Genomic DNA, 16,596 nt, shown 5'->3' with positions numbered 1-16,596 from the left:
GTCGGGCTATATGGAAGAAACAGCACATAAAACAAAAATTCGGTGGGGCATACTGGGTTGCGGTAACGTAACCGAAGTGAAAAGCGGACCTGCCTATCAAAAAACGGAAGGTTTTGAAGTAACTGCCGTAATGCGTCGAGATGAAGCCAAGGCAGCCGACTATGCTAAAAGGCATGGTGTGGCCAAGTATTACTCAGATGCGGAGGCCCTTATAAACGACCCTGAGGTAGATGCTGTTTATATTGCTACTCCACCAGATAGTCACAAGCTGTATGCTCTAAAGGTTGCTGCAGCGGGAAAGCCTTGTTGTATTGAGAAACCCATGGCGTCTAGCTATGAAGAAAGCCTTGAAATTGAAAATGCTTTTGAAGATAAGAGTTTGCCTTTGTTTGTTGCTTATTATCGCCGTTCGTTGCCTCGTTTTTTAAAGGTGAAAGAGTGGCTGGATGCAGATAAAATAGGTGAAGTACGTCACATTCGTTGGTTCTTGGGCAAGCCTGCCAATGCTGTAGATTTGAGCGGTGAGTACAATTGGCGAACCGATGCAAAAGTGGCTCCAGCAGGATATTTTGATGATTTGGCCAGTCATGGCTTAGATCTCTTTGCCTTTTTATTGGGCGATTTTGAAAGCGCTTCCGGTACGGCCGTTAATCAACAAGGACTCTATACGGCAAAAGATGCTATTACAGGACATTGGTTTCATGAGAACGGAATAACAGGTTCTGGAACATGGAATTTTGGAACCCAACAAAGAGAGGACAGTGTTGAGATTTATGGCAGCGAAGGTAAAATCAGTTTTTCTGTTTTTGAAGATGCCGATGTTGTATTAGAGAATGAAATGGGTGAAAAACGACTTTTTATAGAACACCCAAAACATGTGCAACAGTTTCATGTTGAAAACCTGAAAGCAGATTTGTTGGAAGGACAACGGCATCCGTCTACAGGAAAAACTGCCTTACATACCAGTTGGGTAATGGATAGTATTCTAGATAATTTGTAATAGCATTAGTTTCAAGTTTACCCAAAGAACAAAATCACCATAATCAATTAAGAACATGAAAAAAGTACCTGCTTTTGGTAGCAAGCTACGCAAGAATATTGTGGCTGTTCCGGAGATAATTGACGAGTGTTCGGGTATTCGTGTTTTTGGACAATTGTTGAAGTCTTTTCTGTTCAGTACGGATGTGGCTATTATTCGCAATACGAATGCCAACGCTATCATTGCAGTTTACCCGTTTACACCACAGCCTACCATTTCCAATGCATTGATTTTAGCTGCGGACAAGCCTATTTTTTGTGGCGTGGGTGGAGGAATTACAACAGGTAACCGTTCTGTAGAATTGGCGGTTCATGCAGATTTTCAAGGTGCTTTGGGGGTAGTCTTGAACAAACCGGCACCCAATGACCTTATCAGGCAATTGAAGGATAGAATAGATATTCCCGTAACCATAACCATCGTATCCGAAAAGGACGATATTAAAGGTAGAATACAAGCGGGTATTGATGTGTTTAATGTCTCGGGAGCCGGAAAAACAACGGATATCATCAAACGCATACGTGATATTGATGATGAGGTAGCCATTATTGCCACAGGGGGAAAAACAGACGAAACCATTCTATCTGCCATTGAAGCTGGTGCTAATGCCATATCCTACACACCACCATCAACAGGAGAGCTGTTTAAAACAATAATGGACCGTTATAGAAATGAATAAAGAAGGTTAGTTGCTAATAATTACAACATTACCGCTTTGCGTGGCTCGGTATTCCAACATGTCGTAATAACGGTTGCCATCATCTGGACGGTTCAATAATTGACCCGTAAAAAGGCTGTACTCATAATCCTCACAGGAACAGGTAACATTTTGCCCTTCTAAGGTCATTGTTGAACATTCATTGGGAATATGGTTTGGGCAAGAAGCTTCAAAGGCACGGAGTTGATCAAAGCCGGATTTAATAACGTACACACCTCTGTTTCCTATTCCTGCATTGTCTATATAAACAACACTACCAAGATTGGTAAGCCCACTGTATAATGGTAGGTTCAGGTTCATATCAAACCGAAATCCTAATTCTTGAAGGTATGGATTACGGATTGCGCCGTCATTACTACATGAAAACATGAATATGATAAGAACGGTGCCTAAAAAATACTTCATAGAAGAATTGTCATTTAAAATACATGAAACAAAAGTGAACAAAAATTATGTATATTTGCGTTAAATCCTCTCTAAAATAACGGTCAATGTATCGGTTTATGTAGAGGATTTTCCTATTTTACAAGATTATTAAATGAGTACCACATGAGTAACATATCTTACTATACAAAAGAAGGTCTTCAAAAGTTGAGAGAAGAGCTTAACCAATTAAAAGATGTTGAGCGTCCAAAAGCGTCCCAGGCTATTGCTGAAGCGCGCGATAAAGGTGATTTATCTGAAAATGCCGAATATGATGCCGCCAAAGAGGCACAAGGCTTGCTAGAGCTTAAAATTTCTAAGATGGAGGAAACGCTTTCAAACGCTCGCCTTATTGACGAATCGCAGTTGGATACCTCTAAAGCTTTGGTATTGTCTACTGTAAAGTTGAAAAACCAGACCAATGGAATGGAAATGAAATATACATTGGTTGCTGAAAGTGAAGCTGATCTAAAAGCTGGTAAAATATCTGTTAATTCTCCCATTGGTAAAGGATTGCTTGGTAAAAAAGTGGGTGAGATTGCTGAGATAACCGTGCCGAACGGTACTTTAAAATTTGATATTTTAGAGATTACAAGATCATAAAACCGTATACGAATGGCCTCTATTTTCACGAAAATTATAAATGGTGAAATTCCCTGTTATAAAATAGCGGAAGACGACAACTATTTTGCTTTTTTAGATATCAACCCCAATGCAAAAGGGCATACCCTGTGCATACCTAAAAAGGAGGTGGACAAGATTATGGATTTGGATGAAGAAACCTACATGGGGCTTATGGCATTCTCACGAAAAATTGGCAAGGCTATAGAGGCATCTATAGATTGCAAAAGAGTGGGAATGACGGTTATTGGTTTAGAAGTGCCTCATGTTCATGTGCACCTTATACCGCTCACGACAATGCAAAATGCTACGTTTCAGAATAAGGTCTCGCTTACAGAGGAAGAATTTAAAGAAACGGCGGCTCAGATTAAAGCCGCACTTCAGTAGGGTTTTATTGCAACAAGAATGTAACAACCGCCGCTACTACGGCAATTGCCACAAGGCTAAGTATCCAAAATAAAGAAGTAAATGTTACCGTACTACGGTGTGGTATGACCATTTTTTGGTAATACTCAAAGCTTCGTTCTATGTCTTCTGTCCAACTTACAGGGTAGATGTTCGTTCCACATTTGTTACAAACAATTTTAGAAGAAACCTCATTGGTAATGGAGTTAAAAAGTTTTCCCTGCTTGTGTTTTTGGGAAAATGAAAGCTTTAAATCTTGATTAAAACATTCCGGACAGTTGTTCGTCAGGTCCGCTTCTTTTATAACCACTAACTTTTCATTTGCCATTTTACTCTGTATAAAAATATAAGATTGTACTTCTTTTTTAATTTGGACCTTCTAACTTAGGGTCTTTAGCGTAAGTTGCATAACCGTACCCTGTTTATTCGACGAAAGTACTTTTATTTTCCCCTTATGGTACTCTTCAACTATTCTTTTCACTAAGGATAAGCCTAATCCCCATCCTCTTTTTTTGCTGGTCACCCCAGGGTTAAAGATGGCTTGGAAATCGCTTTTAGGAATTCCATGACCCGTATCCGAAACCTGAATGTGTACCTGTTTTCCTTCGCTAATGATTTCAATATGAATGCTTCCCTTGCCTTTCATGGCATCAATACCGTTTTTTACAAGATTCTCTATAGTCCAATTATACAAAGAATGGTTCAATAGTACAGGAAGTTCTTCAGCATCAGACGCAAAAGAAAACTCAATAAGTTTAGAACTTCGCAATTTAAGATATTCGTAGGCATCTTTTGTTTCTTTAACAATATCATGGGAATCCAATTTGGGCAAAGACCCAATTTTGGAAAAACGTTCGGTAATAGTTTCAAGACGAGAGATATCTTTGGCTATTTCTTTTGTGATTTCAGGATTGATGTTTTCGGTTTTCAAAAGTTCGTTCCAGCCCAATAAAGAAGAAAGTGGCGTACCAATTTGGTGTGCTGTTTCTTTGGCCATACCGGCCCATAATTTGTTCTGCTCGGAGGCTTTGTTCGTTTTGAAGAAGAAAAAAATGACCGCTGCAAATAGAAATATAATTAGAAGAAGTGCAATGGGGTAGTACTTAAGTTTATTTAGAACTTCAGAGTTGCCGTAATATAGGGTAGCCAAATGTGTGCCTTGCTGGTCAATGGAAATAGGAATGTTTTCGTTTTGAAATTTCAGAATTTGATTTTGCACATAGACCGAATCGGAAACCTTTTCTTTATCCATATTATTGGTTTTTACCGATCCGTCTTTATTTACCAGAATCATTGGAGTAGAGGTATTGTTCTGAAACACTTTAAGGTGAAGGTTTCCTAAATCCATTTCTTCTGATGATTGTTGAAATTCAGATTGTGCGGTTGCCCAAATTTCCATTTTTAGGCGTTCTTCTTCTTTAAATTGCCTGAAAAAACTATTTGTGTTCCACAAAATCAGGCTTACAAAACCAAACGAAGCAATGAGTAAAGTAAGATTGGTGGTCCTGTTTTTGGAATTAAAATTCATTGGGATACATAGCTTTAGAAACTGGGCTTGCTTAAGTTTTATTCTAAGCAGAACTCATCAAAGATAACGTAAATATCAGGAAAATATGATAGTGTTGGTGTAGGGCGGTCTTGCCAACCCTTTATTATAGGGGTGTCACAAATAAGTAGCTGAATTCTTAAGCTAAATGTAAGTTGTGACAGGTTTTATTCTTAGTTTTAAAGGGAGTAAAGATTAGTATATACTTTAAAAGTAAGGGGTTAGCAATTTTATTGCTGCTATTCTGGTACGGATTCTTAGGGCAATTAATCGCGAGTTTATCATATGGAGCTTTCTGAAATTATATTGGCAATTATAGGTGTAGGGCTGTCTGTTCTAATTGCCTGGATTATAGATTATGAAACTAGAAGGCGGAAAAAGGGTAGGGTTGATAGCATTTTTAAAGAGGCAGATGGTTTGGTAGATGTAGATATTAAAACATGTTGGAAGCATATAACCAACCCTAAAAATATGGCATATTATACGGTTGGGTATTATTCGGAGTTTGAAGATATGCCTGATGAGATAGAACCAGGAACGGTTTTTAAGAGAAAGGGGTTTACTTCGCAATATGAGACTAATACATATGTAGTTTTTTGGGAGCCACCTAAATTATTCGCATGGGGAAATTCTAAAAATGACTGGCACGACCGTGTTGAGTTAAAAAAGACCGGAGACAGAACACGAATATTTCTAGAAAGAAAATTATCGCCAAGCATACCCCCTTGGAATGAGTTCTTATTTGTTCTTATTAGTAAACGGTTTTCTAAGAATAGTCAAAATGATGATGAACGAAGACAATGGATAACTAATGATAGATTAGAGAGAATCGTAAACGTTTGTAAAAATCCGCCAAACTAGATATATGCATTACATAAATAATCCACTATGAAACGGAAATCAATTTTCTCCCTGTTAGTGCTATTTTTTTCTATGGGTACGCATGTGTTTGCCCAAGATGCTATTTTTATTGAAGATTATCTAGAAAGAATGGAAACCTCTAAAGCGTATCTGCTGTTAGTTTCGGAGTCTATGCCAGAAGATAAATACCATTTTAAGGCTGTGCCTGAAGCAATGAGTTTTGCCGAACATTTAATGCATATTGGTTGGGCCATGGATTGGCACAGTCAGTCGTTAATGGGAGGTCGCGAAGCCAGAGATTGGGAAACGGATACCGAACTTAAAGTAGATGAAAAATCGAAGAAAGAAATGATTGAAACTATTACTACCGTGTTTGATAAAACTATTAAGTTCATTGAACAATATGATGTAACCAAACTAGGTGAAGAGCTAGATTATTTTGGGGCACAAAGAAGCAAAAGGCAGATTCTATTATTGCTGTCAGACCATATAACCCACCACCGTGCTCAAATGTTAGTGTATATGCGGTTGAACGGACTTAAGCCGCCGAGGTATGTTTTGTATCAATAAGGCTGTTAGGTAGTATAAGCAATTTAAATTATTTATGAAATAGAGGTATTGCAACTAGTTGCTATATACGATTTTTAGCTACCATTTGAAATGAAAATAACATACTTTGATGATAACCCTGAAACAAAAGATTCCAAGAGTTATACTATTTTGAATGAAAATGTAGAGCCAATTGGTTCGGTAGAAGGTAATATTAACAAATACGGCGTACTAACTTCTGTAGTAAGAATAAATCTAGAATATCAACAGAAAGGTCTAGGATTTAAATCCTTCTCAAAAGTATTTGATGAGCTTAATAAAGAAGTTGAAATAAAAAAAATCATAGGTAGTTGGAATAAGGATGAAGAATTTGCAGATTGTGAAAATGGAATGTCAACTAACCTAAAAATCTTCCTTGACTGTATTAGTAATGAAAAACCAGAGTATTGTGCTTTCAAAACTGCGACTGGAAAATGGGCAAAAAAACTCGGATTTAACAATTGTAACATTGTGAGAAAATCGACTGAATCAGCAACAATTGAATTTTACAAATGAAACCACCTAAGATTACTGTTGTAATCGGTGAAATGACCGCCAGTTCAGGAGAGGTCATAACCATTACCTTTAAAGGATTGTCATCCACAAAATTCTTTGGGAAAAATACAGCTGGATTATCTACCGGAAATGTGGTTTATCTGTTATGTGATGGAGCAAAAATTGTCCTTACAACAACAATTATGGCCGATAGAACAAAAAAATATATGGAGGTCAAATTTCCCCCGACATTATAACCAGCAATCCCAAAGAAAAAGCAATCGAATGGCTAGTTGGAGAGAAATATCGTAGCATAAGACGTTTAGAAAATATAGCTTTATGTTAATCCTATAAGTTAGTGTCTTTTGCACCCTACGTTTCGTATACAAACAAGTTAACATTAATTATGCTTAAAAAATGAACAACGAAACAATTAGACAAAATTTAATAAAGAAAAGAAATAGCTACTTATCTACTCTTGAATCCAATTCAAATCTAGATAACCTTTTAAAAACTGTTTTTCAAAATTTAAAAGAGTTCAATTTTGAAGATTACAAAAAGAAATTGGAAATTGAAGTTCTTCAAAACTTGAAGGACTGGTGGTCAAATCCTGAAAAAGGAATAAAAAAAGAAGAAGAGTTACATGCCATCCTTTTTGAATATGATTATTTCTTTCAAAAGAATGTAGAGGCTACCGCATATGGTATTGGCGAATGGAAGGACTTCCAAGTAAAGGTTGACCAATTTGATATGGGATTCGATTATGATTTCACAACAGAATTTTATGCATGCCCAGGTATTGGATTAAGATTTTTCGATAGTCTTGAAAGTTTACATCATGAAAATCTACCTAAAAAATACACAAACGATCATATCAACTTTGATGAACTGAAAGATGGAGATATCATAGAAATGGAAGAATTCAACGATATCGAATTAGTTGAAGGATATGATGAACTAATTGAACTTCATAAGTGTGAAGGAATGATTGCAATTCACGATGTTTTAGTAAAAATCGATAAGAATCGTGGATTTGAATCACTAAATTACAAAGATAATTTCATGTTTATAATTGATGAACATGATTCGGGAGAAGTATATCCATTACTTTTAAAAAAAAACTAAAACAAAACTTCCTATAAAAATCTTTAGCCCAATTCTTAAAAATACTTGAATAACCCATGAAACCCACCATCCTCATCCTATCGCTATTATTAGCCCTAACCGGCTGCAACACCCAAAAACCAACGCATAAAGAAACAGTTACTGCATATTACAAAGCCTTTGATAGTGGTAACTTCAATAAAATAAAAGAAGTTGCAAACGATAGCCTAACCATAGTTTCAGGAGATTTCGTTGTTCCTTACAACCATGCTAGTTTGTACGCAATGTTTAAATGGGATTCTATATTTAAATCATCTTATGAGATAATAGAATTGGAGGAAAAGGGTAATGAGGTTATCGCTATTATTGGGCAAAAGAACCTTCGGAATGCATTTTTAGAAAATAATCCGTTGGAGTATCAGGTGAAAATTTCTTTTAGTTCTAATAAAATCTCAAAAATTGAAGATTTAGATTACGAAGGTCCAGATTGGAATATTTGGCAGACAAAAAGAGATACACTCGTAAGCTGGGTAAAGGTAAATCATCCTGAGTTAGATGGTTTTGTTAATGATATGACAATGAACGGGGCAATGAATTATCTAAAAGCAATTGAGTTGTACGAGGTAGAAAATAAAGTGCAGTAACGCTATATAATAGCACCCTTCATACGGTTTGGAATATATCTGGTTGAATTTGTATAAAGCAAATAGAGCTGACAGCTAAATGTCATTAACAGCATACGATTCTCTCAATAAATTCCGTTAATAGTCTAAGTACTGCGTTTTATCTAAAAATTGGTTTTAACCAAAACCTTAAAAACCTTGTTGCGTAGGTAGAAACATGTATCACAACTCAGACCCCAAATCTGACTACAACCTACTACAAAATGCTTCAAAGATTATTCTGTTTATTCCTGTTTTTGCCACTATCCATTTTACTTCAAGGGCAATGTATGACCGTTCCGGAACCTTTAGAAAATTTAATTGCGGCCTCGCCTTTGGTGGTGGAAGGTAAAGTTCGCTCTCAAGAAAGTTTTTGGGATTCAGATAACAAAAACATTTATACTGTAAATGAAGTTGAAGTTTTTAAGGTATTTCAAGGTGTTTTTACAGCTAGTACTATTCATGTAGTCACCAAAGGTGGTGTAGTTGGTTTACAAATGGACAGGGTTTCCAGTGCTTTAGAACTAGAAGTGGGTGACATGGGCCTGTTTATGCTTCAAGATAACTTAGTTAATTTGCCTATCTCTTCAGATTTATATCGTCCTACAGAAGGGGTTTTGGGGTATATTCATTATGATTTGCCCATCGGTACTGCTCAAGGGATATATGAAAGTTACATGGATATATCTGGAGACTTATACGGTCAGATTACCAATAGTACCGGTTTAGCAATATTGGATGTCGGGTTATGGGATCAAGAAGATTCGGAACTTTCTGGCGTGTCTTCGGTTGAAAAATCAATTGTTGCAACCCAGGAAGAAAACAGTCATACTAATTTTGAAATTCATGCCGGCGTAGGAAACCTACTTACTATAACAGGTGCCGATTTTGGAAACGAGCAAGGGTCTGTTTTGTTTCCCGATGCCAATAGTGGTGGAAATACGTACATCGCTGCTTTGCCTAGTCAGGTAAAACAGTGGTCTAACGATCACATTGAACTGGAGGTGCCGTATCGGGCAGGTACAGGTGCAGTTCGGATTGACAAGGCCAATGGTGAATCCCTTATAAGCGAAGAAAGTCTGCTTATTGGGTATGACCACATTAATATTGAATACACAACAAATGTAACTGCCAATGCATATGAAACCCAGTTGACATCCGATAATGGTATGGGAGGCTATAGCTTTCAGTATGAAACCGAATTTTCAAAAAATAGTGGCGCCACTGAAGCTTTCAGTAAATTAATTGAAACTTGGTCATGTGCTACGGGTGTAAATTTTAAAATAGGAGAGGTTACCGCTGTAGATGAAGATGCAGCGGACGGTATAAACGTGGTACGTTTTGATAATGGGGATGAACTTAGTGGAAATACCTTAGCTTATGCGCGGTCACGTTATCAAGGTTGTTTCCAGGAAGGAACCATTAAGTGGTTCGTCTCTGAAATAGAAGTCGTGGTCAACGATGATTACAATTGGTATTATGGCGACGGATTGCCAAGCAACCAGCAATTTGATTTTGAAACTGTAATGCTACATGAAATAGGTCATGCCCATCAGTTGGGTCATGTGATCAACTCGGGTGAGGTGATGCATTTTTCGGTAGGGCCAGGACAACAAAAACGTGAGTTGAGCGAAATAGATAGTTTTGGAGGGGAGTTCGTCACCAATAAAAGTACTACAGAGTCGGTCTGTGGAAGAGATTTAATGGATTATAATTGGGTGTGCTGCGAGACCTTGGTTGTAACGGGCCAGCCGTCAGATCAGGTAGTTTGTGTAGAAGGAGAAACAGCGAAATTCAGTTTTGATGTTGGTTTTGCCCATAATTGGAAATGGCAGGAAAACATAGAAGGAGTTTGGGTCGATTTAATGAATAATGATAGCTATTCCGGCGTAGCTACTAATCAATTAACTGTTGTTGCCAGTGACAAAGAACAATCTCAATTTCGTTGTATAGCAAGTAATTTTTGTGGAGAATTCGTAATATCCGATCCAGCAGAATTATACCAACACAATATGGATGTTTCCGTAGCTATTACTGCGGCTACTTGCAGCGCAGACGGTTTAATTCAATTGAATAGAAACAATACTGTTGGTGCGCTCAATGTAGTTATTGCGGGCATAGAACCCACAAACGAGCTTTGGCTACCCAATGAAGATAGTTTAACTGTTTCGGTTCCATATGGCGATTATTCGGTTGTAGTTGAAAGAATGGATGCCGCATGTTCTCAAGAATTGGGAACATTTAAAATTCAAGAGCCTACTCCTTTAACACTTACGCCTGAGTTGCTTGTAACAACTGAGACCTGTACCGATGATAATAGAAGTATTAAAGTGTACCTGAATGATCATCCAAGATTTAGTACGGTGCTGTTGAGTATAGATGGAGGAAAAACTTTTGAATCCTTTAAAGATTCTCTTGGGTCTGTGGTTTTTGAAAATCTTACAATTGGAACTTATGATGTTCTGGGTAAGTGGGAAGATGAATCCTGCGAAACCTTGGGAATTACGGTGCAGATAGAACCTATAAAGGTGCCTGAACTTGCTGTTGAGATTGTTAATGCCAATTGTGAAGGTGCTGATGGTACTTTTCTTTTTGAGCTGGAGTCCGATTTTGATTTTAATCAGATTGAAGTAAGCGTAGATGGAGGCGTCAATTACGATTATCTATTTGATGCTGAGTCTGACGAAATCAAAATTTCTGAACTTTCTGTTGGTACCTATCAATTATGGGCACGTTGGGAAGGATTATCATGTGGTGGTTCTTTGGGTGTTTTCGACATTAAGAAACAAATGGAAAATGGTGAAGATTGCACAAGTATAGAAACGGATACTATCGAAGATAGCGATGAAGTAAACCTGAGCTTTTATCCAAATCCTGCCAAAGAACGTATTTATGTAAAAAGTAGCGATGGTACAATTCTTAGATTTCAGCTGTTCAGTGCTCGTGGGGTAATGGTACTAGATGGCATCCCAGAAAAGAAAAATGAAGATACTTTCTTTGTGGAAATTGTACACCTACAAGCTGGTGTCTATACGATGCAAATCAGTACAGAGCATAAAATGAGCACTAAAAAGGTTATTATAGAATAATTTTAGTTCTGAATATTCTTTAGATTATTAAGTTGAAAGTTTAAAGGCAGGATGCAATTTCCATACCTTTGCTTCATGGCAAAAGAAATGATTTCGATACTTCCAGAAGCGGTTTCCACTGCGCAATTACACGGTTATCTTTTAGGGGCGGTAGGGCCAAGACCTATAGCATTTGCAAGTACGGTAGATGAAAAAGGGAATCCCAATTTATCTCCTTTTAGTTTCTTTAATGTGTTCAGTGCCAATCCGCCAATTTTAATTTTCTCTCCGGCACGTAGGGTGCGCGATAATACTACCAAACATACCTTGCAAAATGTTTTGTTGACTATGGAAGTAGTCATAAACATTGTTAATTATGACATGGTACAGCAAATGTCGTTATCGAGTACGGAGTACGGAAAAGAGGTGAACGAGTTTGAGAAATCTGGCCTCACTATGTTGCCTTCTGATATTGTAAAACCATTTCGGATTGCTGAATCACCGGTACAGTTTGAGTGTAAAGTAACTAAAGTTGAAGCTTTAGGACGAGAAGGAGGTGCGGGTAATCTAATATTTGCCGAGGTTGTAAAAGTACATGTGGATCCAGATGTTTTGGATGAAAACGGAGTTATTGATCAACATAAAATAGACCAAGTTGCCCGTATGGGAGGTAACTGGTATAGCCGTGCAAATGCTGGGATGTTTGAGGTGCCTAAACCACTTTCTTCTCTGGGAATTGGGGTTGATGCTCTACCAGAGCATATTAGGTTGAGCAAAATTTTAACCGGAAACGATTTAGGTATGTTGGGTAATATAGAGGAAATTCCGGATACTAATTCCGTTCAAGAATTTGTAGAAAACAACATGGAAATACGCTCGCTTCTTAGTGGAGGGGAAAGAAAATCTTTAGAACTTAAAGCTCAAGAATTTTTGCAACAGAAAGATGTGCTTTCTGCTTGGAAAGTATTATTGGCACAGTAAACTACCACGGGGCAAACCTTGGGGCATTTAATCTCGATTACCCGTAAAACTACTGGAAAACCAGTATTTTAGTAGGGTTTAGTTATATGCGGAGTGTTCTAGTGAAAATTAACATTCACTAAAACCACCACAACGCTATGAGAGCTCTTTTACTTACAATTGTTGTTTTTTCTTTGTTCGTGTCACATGCATTTTCTCAAAATATAGATAAAACTGATAATGCTGATACGGATTCATATATTACGTTCAGTCCACTTTCGTTATTAGATATTCATTCACCACGATTACGTGCGGGCTATATCCAACATATAGGCGGGCATTGGAAAATGGGTCTCGATTTGGGCGCAGGCGGAGGAACAGGTTTGTTTTCAAACAGAGAAGCAGAGGGTGGTTCGCTTTTCGAGGTACGGCCAGAATTATATTACAGAATAGGGAAAGGAGCAAGAACACCAAAGTACATGGCCATTGAATTCTTTTATATCAATGAGACCATAACTCTTTTGAACGACGGATACGAGCGAAGAGATGGAGTAGATTTTCTTTATGATAAGATAGATTTTACACGGCAGAAATATGGCATGCACTTAAAATTTGGACTGTTCTTGAATCTGGGTCGTCATTTTGGATTTAATTTTTACGGAGGTATCGGTTTTCGGTTTAAAGATATCTCTTTTGATAATTTAGTGAACGCACGTGAGGGGTCTGTAGAGCTACCAAGACATGGGTTTAGAACGGTCTATGAAAAGGAAGAAAATGATTTTGGACCAAACCCTACCTTGGGTTTTAAGCTATTTTACAAGCTTTAATTGTAGTAAAATCATTAGCCAACACAGTTAGTAAGAAGAGCGTGAAAGGTTTACGGGAAACCCTTCGCTAGGATAAAATTTATTTATGAGTGGTAACTGATAACCTTTAATAACTTCTGCTTGTTTTTTTAGGTGAATTTTACGATTAAAACTACTTTTATTCCCAATATAAATTAGTTCACATATAATTCATAATCATGGAAGTTCAAGGAAAAGTAAAAATGGTAGGAGAAACCCAAACGTTTGGTAACAACGGGTTCAGAAAGCGCGAAATAGTAGTAACTACAGAAGAGCAGTATCCACAACATATAATGGTTGAGTTCGTACAAGATAAAACGGACTTGCTAAACAACTTTAGCGTTGGTCAAGATGTAAAAATCAGCATCAACTTAAGAGGTAGAGAGTGGACCAACCCACAGGGTGAAGTAAAGTATTTTAACTCTATTCAAGGATGGAGAATTGAAGGTGCTCAAAAAGAACAGAGTGCGGCAGGTATGCCTCCGGTGCCACCAGCAGAAGCTTTTCAGCCTGCCGACAACCTTAATGAAGAAGACCACGACGATTTGCCTTTCTAAAAATTGAATCTAAGTAAAAGTTAAGAGCCCCATAGGTTGATGCCTAATGGGGCTTTTCTTATTTTTGAATGTAATTAATGGAAAGCGGTGCAAGATCAAAATCATACAAACGGATTGACTTTTTTATCGGAAGAATTGGTTTTTCCTTCGGTGGAAAATGCCAATTATGAAGGTCTATTGGCGGTGGGTGGAGATTTGTCCGTTAAACGCTTGTTACTGGCATACAGAAGCGGAATCTTCCCATGGTTCAATGATGATGCTTTATTAATGTGGTGGAGTCCCGATCCACGAATGGTGTTATATCCCCAAAACATAAGAATTTCCAAGAGCATGCGAAAAGTGTTACGAGATGGGCGATTTCGATTAACTAAAAACACCTGTTTTAAAGCAGTTCTTCAGGCCTGTTCAAGCGTGCCAAGAGAAGGGCAAGATGGCACCTGGATCACCGCGAACATGAAAAAGGCTTATGAAAGACTCCATGAAAATGGGTACGCCTCATCGTATGAAGTTTGGGAAAATAATACGCTCGTAGGTGGGCTCTATGGTGTTGATTTGGGTACTATTTTCTGTGGAGAAAGTATGTTCAGTAAAGTGAGTAACGCTTCAAAATTCGCTTTTATAAAATTGGCCCAAGAACTGGACGAGAAGAACTATCGACTAATCGATTGTCAGATTCATACGGATCACCTAGACAGTTTGGGTGCAGAAGAGATACCGCGTAGTGAGTTCATTCAAATATTACAGGCTGAAAATAAGGGAGGCGAGTAAAAAAATAGAATTTTCCACTCCATTAGTATAATCCTCCGCTCTGTATTGCGCTCCGGTTTCTAATCGGGTTTCACGGTTTAATAACCAGCCCACATGGGTTGACAGCCGTTGGTCATATTCAGGGGTGCTACTTTTGGCTACACTCAGTAAGGCTTCCGTTGCGGCTGAAAAATAGGGCTCCCCAATATCTACCTGTTTCCCTTTTAAAGGAAGGTCTATGGAAACCTGGTATCGAAAACGATGAATGGTAGATGACGGACTGATACGTTGTTCTGCGCGAAAACGGCCACCCAAACGTATAATTTCGTAAGCATGCGAAAATTTATGCTGTTCGGTAATACGAAGTTCATTTTCTCCGTTATTATCAAAAGAATCCCGGAAACGGTACTGTATACCCACCGCCAAACTCTGTTCAAAACCAATTTTAAGGCTGGAAAAATGTGAAACATCTAGCTGTCTTACGGAATAGGCGAAATTATCTTCGTACATATAGGCCCGCTGCGCAATCTTAAAATTATGCGAGTAATTTGTGGTTACCTTATAGTTCAATGAAATGTCAGGTTCAAAATATCCCGTGAAATTATCTTGGCAGAAGCCCGGATTTCCAAGAAAACAGATACAGACAAATACTAATGCTCTAATAAAGGACATGATCGTAGTTTGCAGGTAGAGCTTTCTTGATCAATTCAAATTGGCCTTCGGCATTGAAAAGTATCTCAAACTGTTCGTAGCCTTTATCGTTTTTTCCGTTAATTATAAGCTCATATTTAATGGAAGGAAGCATCAGGTTTTGAAATGCGTTTTTCAAAGTTTCATCTACATTGTCATCATCAACGTTATACTGTTGTTGTATTTTTTTTATTCGGTATTTCTTAAAATTCTGCTCTAGATACTTCGTTATTTTAGAATAGCTGTCATTGGGTATGTCCAAAGGTTCAATCTCAATCTCTATATCCTCTAGTTTGCCATCCGTGTTAAATTCAATACTGTACCGTAAACGGTCTTTCTTGAACTTTGCTTCATAACTAACTTTGCTCCCATCAATTTCTTTATAAAAACGAATGCGGCGGGCATTGACCAACTTTTGATGCAAGAACAGGCGAGCGTTCTCTGGAAACTGCGATTTTTTTATACGGTGTTCGCGTTCATCTTTTATCTGGGCAAAAGCAGTACTTATACCAAAAACAAAAAATAAGAGCAGAACGGAAACGGACTTGATATTCATAGTATAGGAGTTACTATAATTAAACTTCATTATATCTAAAGCAAGAGACTTCATGGTCGTTTACCAAGCCTACCGCCTGCATAAAGGCATAGACAACGGTACTGCCTACAAACTTAAAACCTCTTTTTTTAAGGTCTTTGCTAAGTGCGTCGGAAATCTCGGTTGTGGCCGGGGCGTTCTTATAATTTTCAACACTGTTTTTTATTGGAGTATGATTTACGTAACCCCAAACGTAGTTGCTAAAGCTTCCGTATTCATCCTGGATTTTTAAGAAGGCGGCAGCATTTGAGACGGTGGCACGCACCTTTAGTTTATTTCTGATAATTCCTGCATCTTGCAATAAATCTTGAATTTTATCCTCTTCATAGGCAACAATCTTTTTATACTCAAAATTGTCAAATGCCTTTCGGAAATTTTCCCGCTTTCGTAAAATGGTTATCCAACTTAACCCTGCTTGAAAGGTTTCCAAGACTAAAAATTCAAAAAGTACGGCGTCATCTTTTACGGGAGAACCCCATTCTTCATCGTGGTAGGCTTCATAGAGCGCATCACCTTTGCACCAACCGCATCTGTGTTTTTCCATGTTGAGAATTTAAGTGGTAAAAATACGTCTTTATCATTAAAAGGTTATGGACGGAATCCAAACAATTGTCTATTGCCTTTTTAATATTAAGAAACGATAAACTTAAAGTTAAGAAGAACCGCAATGTTAAA

21 protein-coding genes are annotated in these 16,596 nt (G+C 37.8%); 15 read left to right on the top strand and 6 right to left on the bottom strand.

The window, feature by feature from the left end; translation table 11 throughout:
- Positions 1 to 10 precede the first annotated feature (10 nt).
- Positions 11 to 1,000, top strand: a complete 990-nt coding sequence (locus tag P0077_RS06135; protein WP_276168252.1) for a Gfo/Idh/MocA family protein — start codon at positions 11 to 13, stop codon at positions 998 to 1,000.
- Positions 1,001 to 1,055: 55 nt separating this feature from the next.
- Positions 1,056 to 1,715, top strand: a complete 660-nt coding sequence (locus P0077_RS06130; RefSeq protein ID WP_276168251.1) for a YqgE/AlgH family protein — start codon at positions 1,056 to 1,058, stop codon at positions 1,713 to 1,715.
- 6 nt (positions 1,716 to 1,721) lie between these two features.
- Here P0077_RS06130 and P0077_RS06125 read toward each other — a convergent pair whose 3' ends face one another.
- Positions 1,722 to 2,159 (bottom strand): Rieske (2Fe-2S) protein, encoded by a 438-nt coding sequence (locus P0077_RS06125; RefSeq protein ID WP_194528911.1) that lies wholly within the window; start codon positions 2,157 to 2,159, stop codon positions 1,722 to 1,724.
- Positions 2,160 to 2,303: 144 nt separating this feature from the next.
- Between P0077_RS06125 and greA the strand changes: the two genes are divergently transcribed.
- Both greA and P0077_RS06115 read left to right on the top strand, forming a co-directional pair.
- Positions 2,304 to 2,780, top strand: coding sequence for a transcription elongation factor GreA (greA, locus tag P0077_RS06120; protein ID WP_276168250.1), 477 nt, complete (start codon positions 2,304 to 2,306; stop codon positions 2,778 to 2,780).
- 12 nt (positions 2,781 to 2,792) lie between these two features.
- On the top strand, positions 2,793 to 3,185 hold the full coding sequence (locus tag P0077_RS06115) for an HIT family protein (protein WP_276168249.1): 393 nt from the start codon (positions 2,793 to 2,795) through the stop codon (positions 3,183 to 3,185).
- A gap of 4 nt (positions 3,186 to 3,189) precedes the next feature.
- Here the strand turns inward: P0077_RS06115 and P0077_RS06110 are convergent, their stop codons facing one another.
- Together P0077_RS06110 and P0077_RS06105 are read right to left on the bottom strand one after the other, a co-directional pair.
- Positions 3,190 to 3,531: a hypothetical protein gene (locus P0077_RS06110; protein WP_276168248.1), complete on the bottom strand. Its 342-nt coding sequence runs from the start codon at positions 3,529 to 3,531 to the stop codon at positions 3,190 to 3,192.
- A gap of 51 nt (positions 3,532 to 3,582) precedes the next feature.
- Positions 3,583 to 4,731, bottom strand: coding sequence for a sensor histidine kinase (locus tag P0077_RS06105; RefSeq protein ID WP_276168247.1), 1,149 nt, complete (start codon positions 4,729 to 4,731; stop codon positions 3,583 to 3,585).
- Positions 4,732 to 5,034: 303 nt separating this feature from the next.
- On the opposite strand from P0077_RS06105, the gene P0077_RS06100 reads away from it, so the two are divergent.
- From P0077_RS06100 to aat, 11 genes are all read left to right on the top strand, one after another.
- Positions 5,035 to 5,610: a hypothetical protein gene (locus P0077_RS06100; protein ID WP_276168246.1), complete on the top strand. Its 576-nt coding sequence runs from the start codon at positions 5,035 to 5,037 to the stop codon at positions 5,608 to 5,610.
- Between the two features lie 27 nt (positions 5,611 to 5,637).
- Complete coding sequence (locus P0077_RS06095) at positions 5,638 to 6,180, top strand: DinB family protein (protein ID WP_276168245.1); 543 nt, start codon at positions 5,638 to 5,640, stop codon at positions 6,178 to 6,180.
- Between the two features lie 90 nt (positions 6,181 to 6,270).
- Positions 6,271 to 6,714, top strand: a complete 444-nt coding sequence (locus P0077_RS06090; protein ID WP_276168244.1) for a hypothetical protein — start codon at positions 6,271 to 6,273, stop codon at positions 6,712 to 6,714.
- Positions 6,711 to 6,950 (top strand): S41 family peptidase, encoded by a 240-nt coding sequence (locus tag P0077_RS06085; protein ID WP_276168243.1) that lies wholly within the window; start codon positions 6,711 to 6,713, stop codon positions 6,948 to 6,950. The genes P0077_RS06090 and P0077_RS06085 overlap by 4 nt, the downstream gene beginning before the upstream one ends.
- A gap of 160 nt (positions 6,951 to 7,110) precedes the next feature.
- Positions 7,111 to 7,818, top strand: a complete 708-nt coding sequence (locus P0077_RS06080) for a hypothetical protein (protein ID WP_276168242.1) — start codon at positions 7,111 to 7,113, stop codon at positions 7,816 to 7,818.
- A 56-nt stretch (positions 7,819 to 7,874) separates the two neighbouring features.
- Positions 7,875 to 8,441 carry a hypothetical protein gene (locus P0077_RS06075; RefSeq protein WP_276168241.1) on the top strand — a complete coding sequence of 189 codons (567 nt, stop codon included), beginning with the start codon at positions 7,875 to 7,877 and terminating at the stop codon, positions 8,439 to 8,441.
- Between the two features lie 242 nt (positions 8,442 to 8,683).
- The gene (locus P0077_RS06070) at positions 8,684 to 11,548 is read left to right on the top strand and encodes a T9SS type A sorting domain-containing protein (RefSeq protein ID WP_276168240.1); all 2,865 of its coding nucleotides are present in this window, start codon (positions 8,684 to 8,686) and stop codon (positions 11,546 to 11,548) included.
- 87 nt (positions 11,549 to 11,635) lie between these two features.
- Positions 11,636 to 12,508, top strand: coding sequence for a flavin reductase family protein (locus P0077_RS06065; RefSeq protein WP_276169172.1), 873 nt, complete (start codon positions 11,636 to 11,638; stop codon positions 12,506 to 12,508).
- Between the two features lie 137 nt (positions 12,509 to 12,645).
- Positions 12,646 to 13,314 carry a hypothetical protein gene (locus P0077_RS06060; RefSeq protein WP_276168239.1) on the top strand — a complete coding sequence of 223 codons (669 nt, stop codon included), beginning with the start codon at positions 12,646 to 12,648 and terminating at the stop codon, positions 13,312 to 13,314.
- A gap of 197 nt (positions 13,315 to 13,511) precedes the next feature.
- Positions 13,512 to 13,889 (top strand): DUF3127 domain-containing protein, encoded by a 378-nt coding sequence (locus P0077_RS06055; RefSeq protein ID WP_194524963.1) that lies wholly within the window; start codon positions 13,512 to 13,514, stop codon positions 13,887 to 13,889.
- 114 nt (positions 13,890 to 14,003) lie between these two features.
- Positions 14,004 to 14,657: a leucyl/phenylalanyl-tRNA--protein transferase gene (aat, locus tag P0077_RS06050; protein ID WP_276168238.1), complete on the top strand. Its 654-nt coding sequence runs from the start codon at positions 14,004 to 14,006 to the stop codon at positions 14,655 to 14,657.
- On the opposite strand, the gene P0077_RS06045 is transcribed toward aat, so the two are convergent.
- From P0077_RS06045 to P0077_RS06035, 3 genes are read right to left on the bottom strand one after another with little or no spacing between them, the layout of a single operon-like run.
- Positions 14,628 to 15,308 carry a DUF2490 domain-containing protein gene (locus P0077_RS06045; protein ID WP_276168237.1) on the bottom strand — a complete coding sequence of 227 codons (681 nt, stop codon included), beginning with the start codon at positions 15,306 to 15,308 and terminating at the stop codon, positions 14,628 to 14,630. The genes aat and P0077_RS06045 overlap by 30 nt on opposite strands.
- Entirely contained in the window at positions 15,295 to 15,882 is a 588-nt protein-coding gene (locus tag P0077_RS06040; RefSeq protein ID WP_276168236.1) for a hypothetical protein, read from the bottom strand. Before P0077_RS06040 ends, P0077_RS06045 begins: the two co-directional genes overlap by 14 nt.
- A gap of 19 nt (positions 15,883 to 15,901) precedes the next feature.
- The gene (locus P0077_RS06035; RefSeq protein ID WP_276168235.1) at positions 15,902 to 16,465 is read right to left on the bottom strand and encodes a DNA-3-methyladenine glycosylase I; all 564 of its coding nucleotides are present in this window, start codon (positions 16,463 to 16,465) and stop codon (positions 15,902 to 15,904) included.
- Positions 16,466 to 16,596: the final 131 nt, after the last annotated feature.

Origin of the sequence: Zobellia alginiliquefaciens, from assembly GCF_029323795.1 — a bacterium.
In the GTDB taxonomy this organism is placed as follows: Bacteria; Bacteroidota; Bacteroidia; order Flavobacteriales; family Flavobacteriaceae; genus Zobellia; species Zobellia alginiliquefaciens.
Note: the sequence above shows the minus strand (reverse complement) of the source record. Positions and strands in the feature narration are given on the sequence as shown.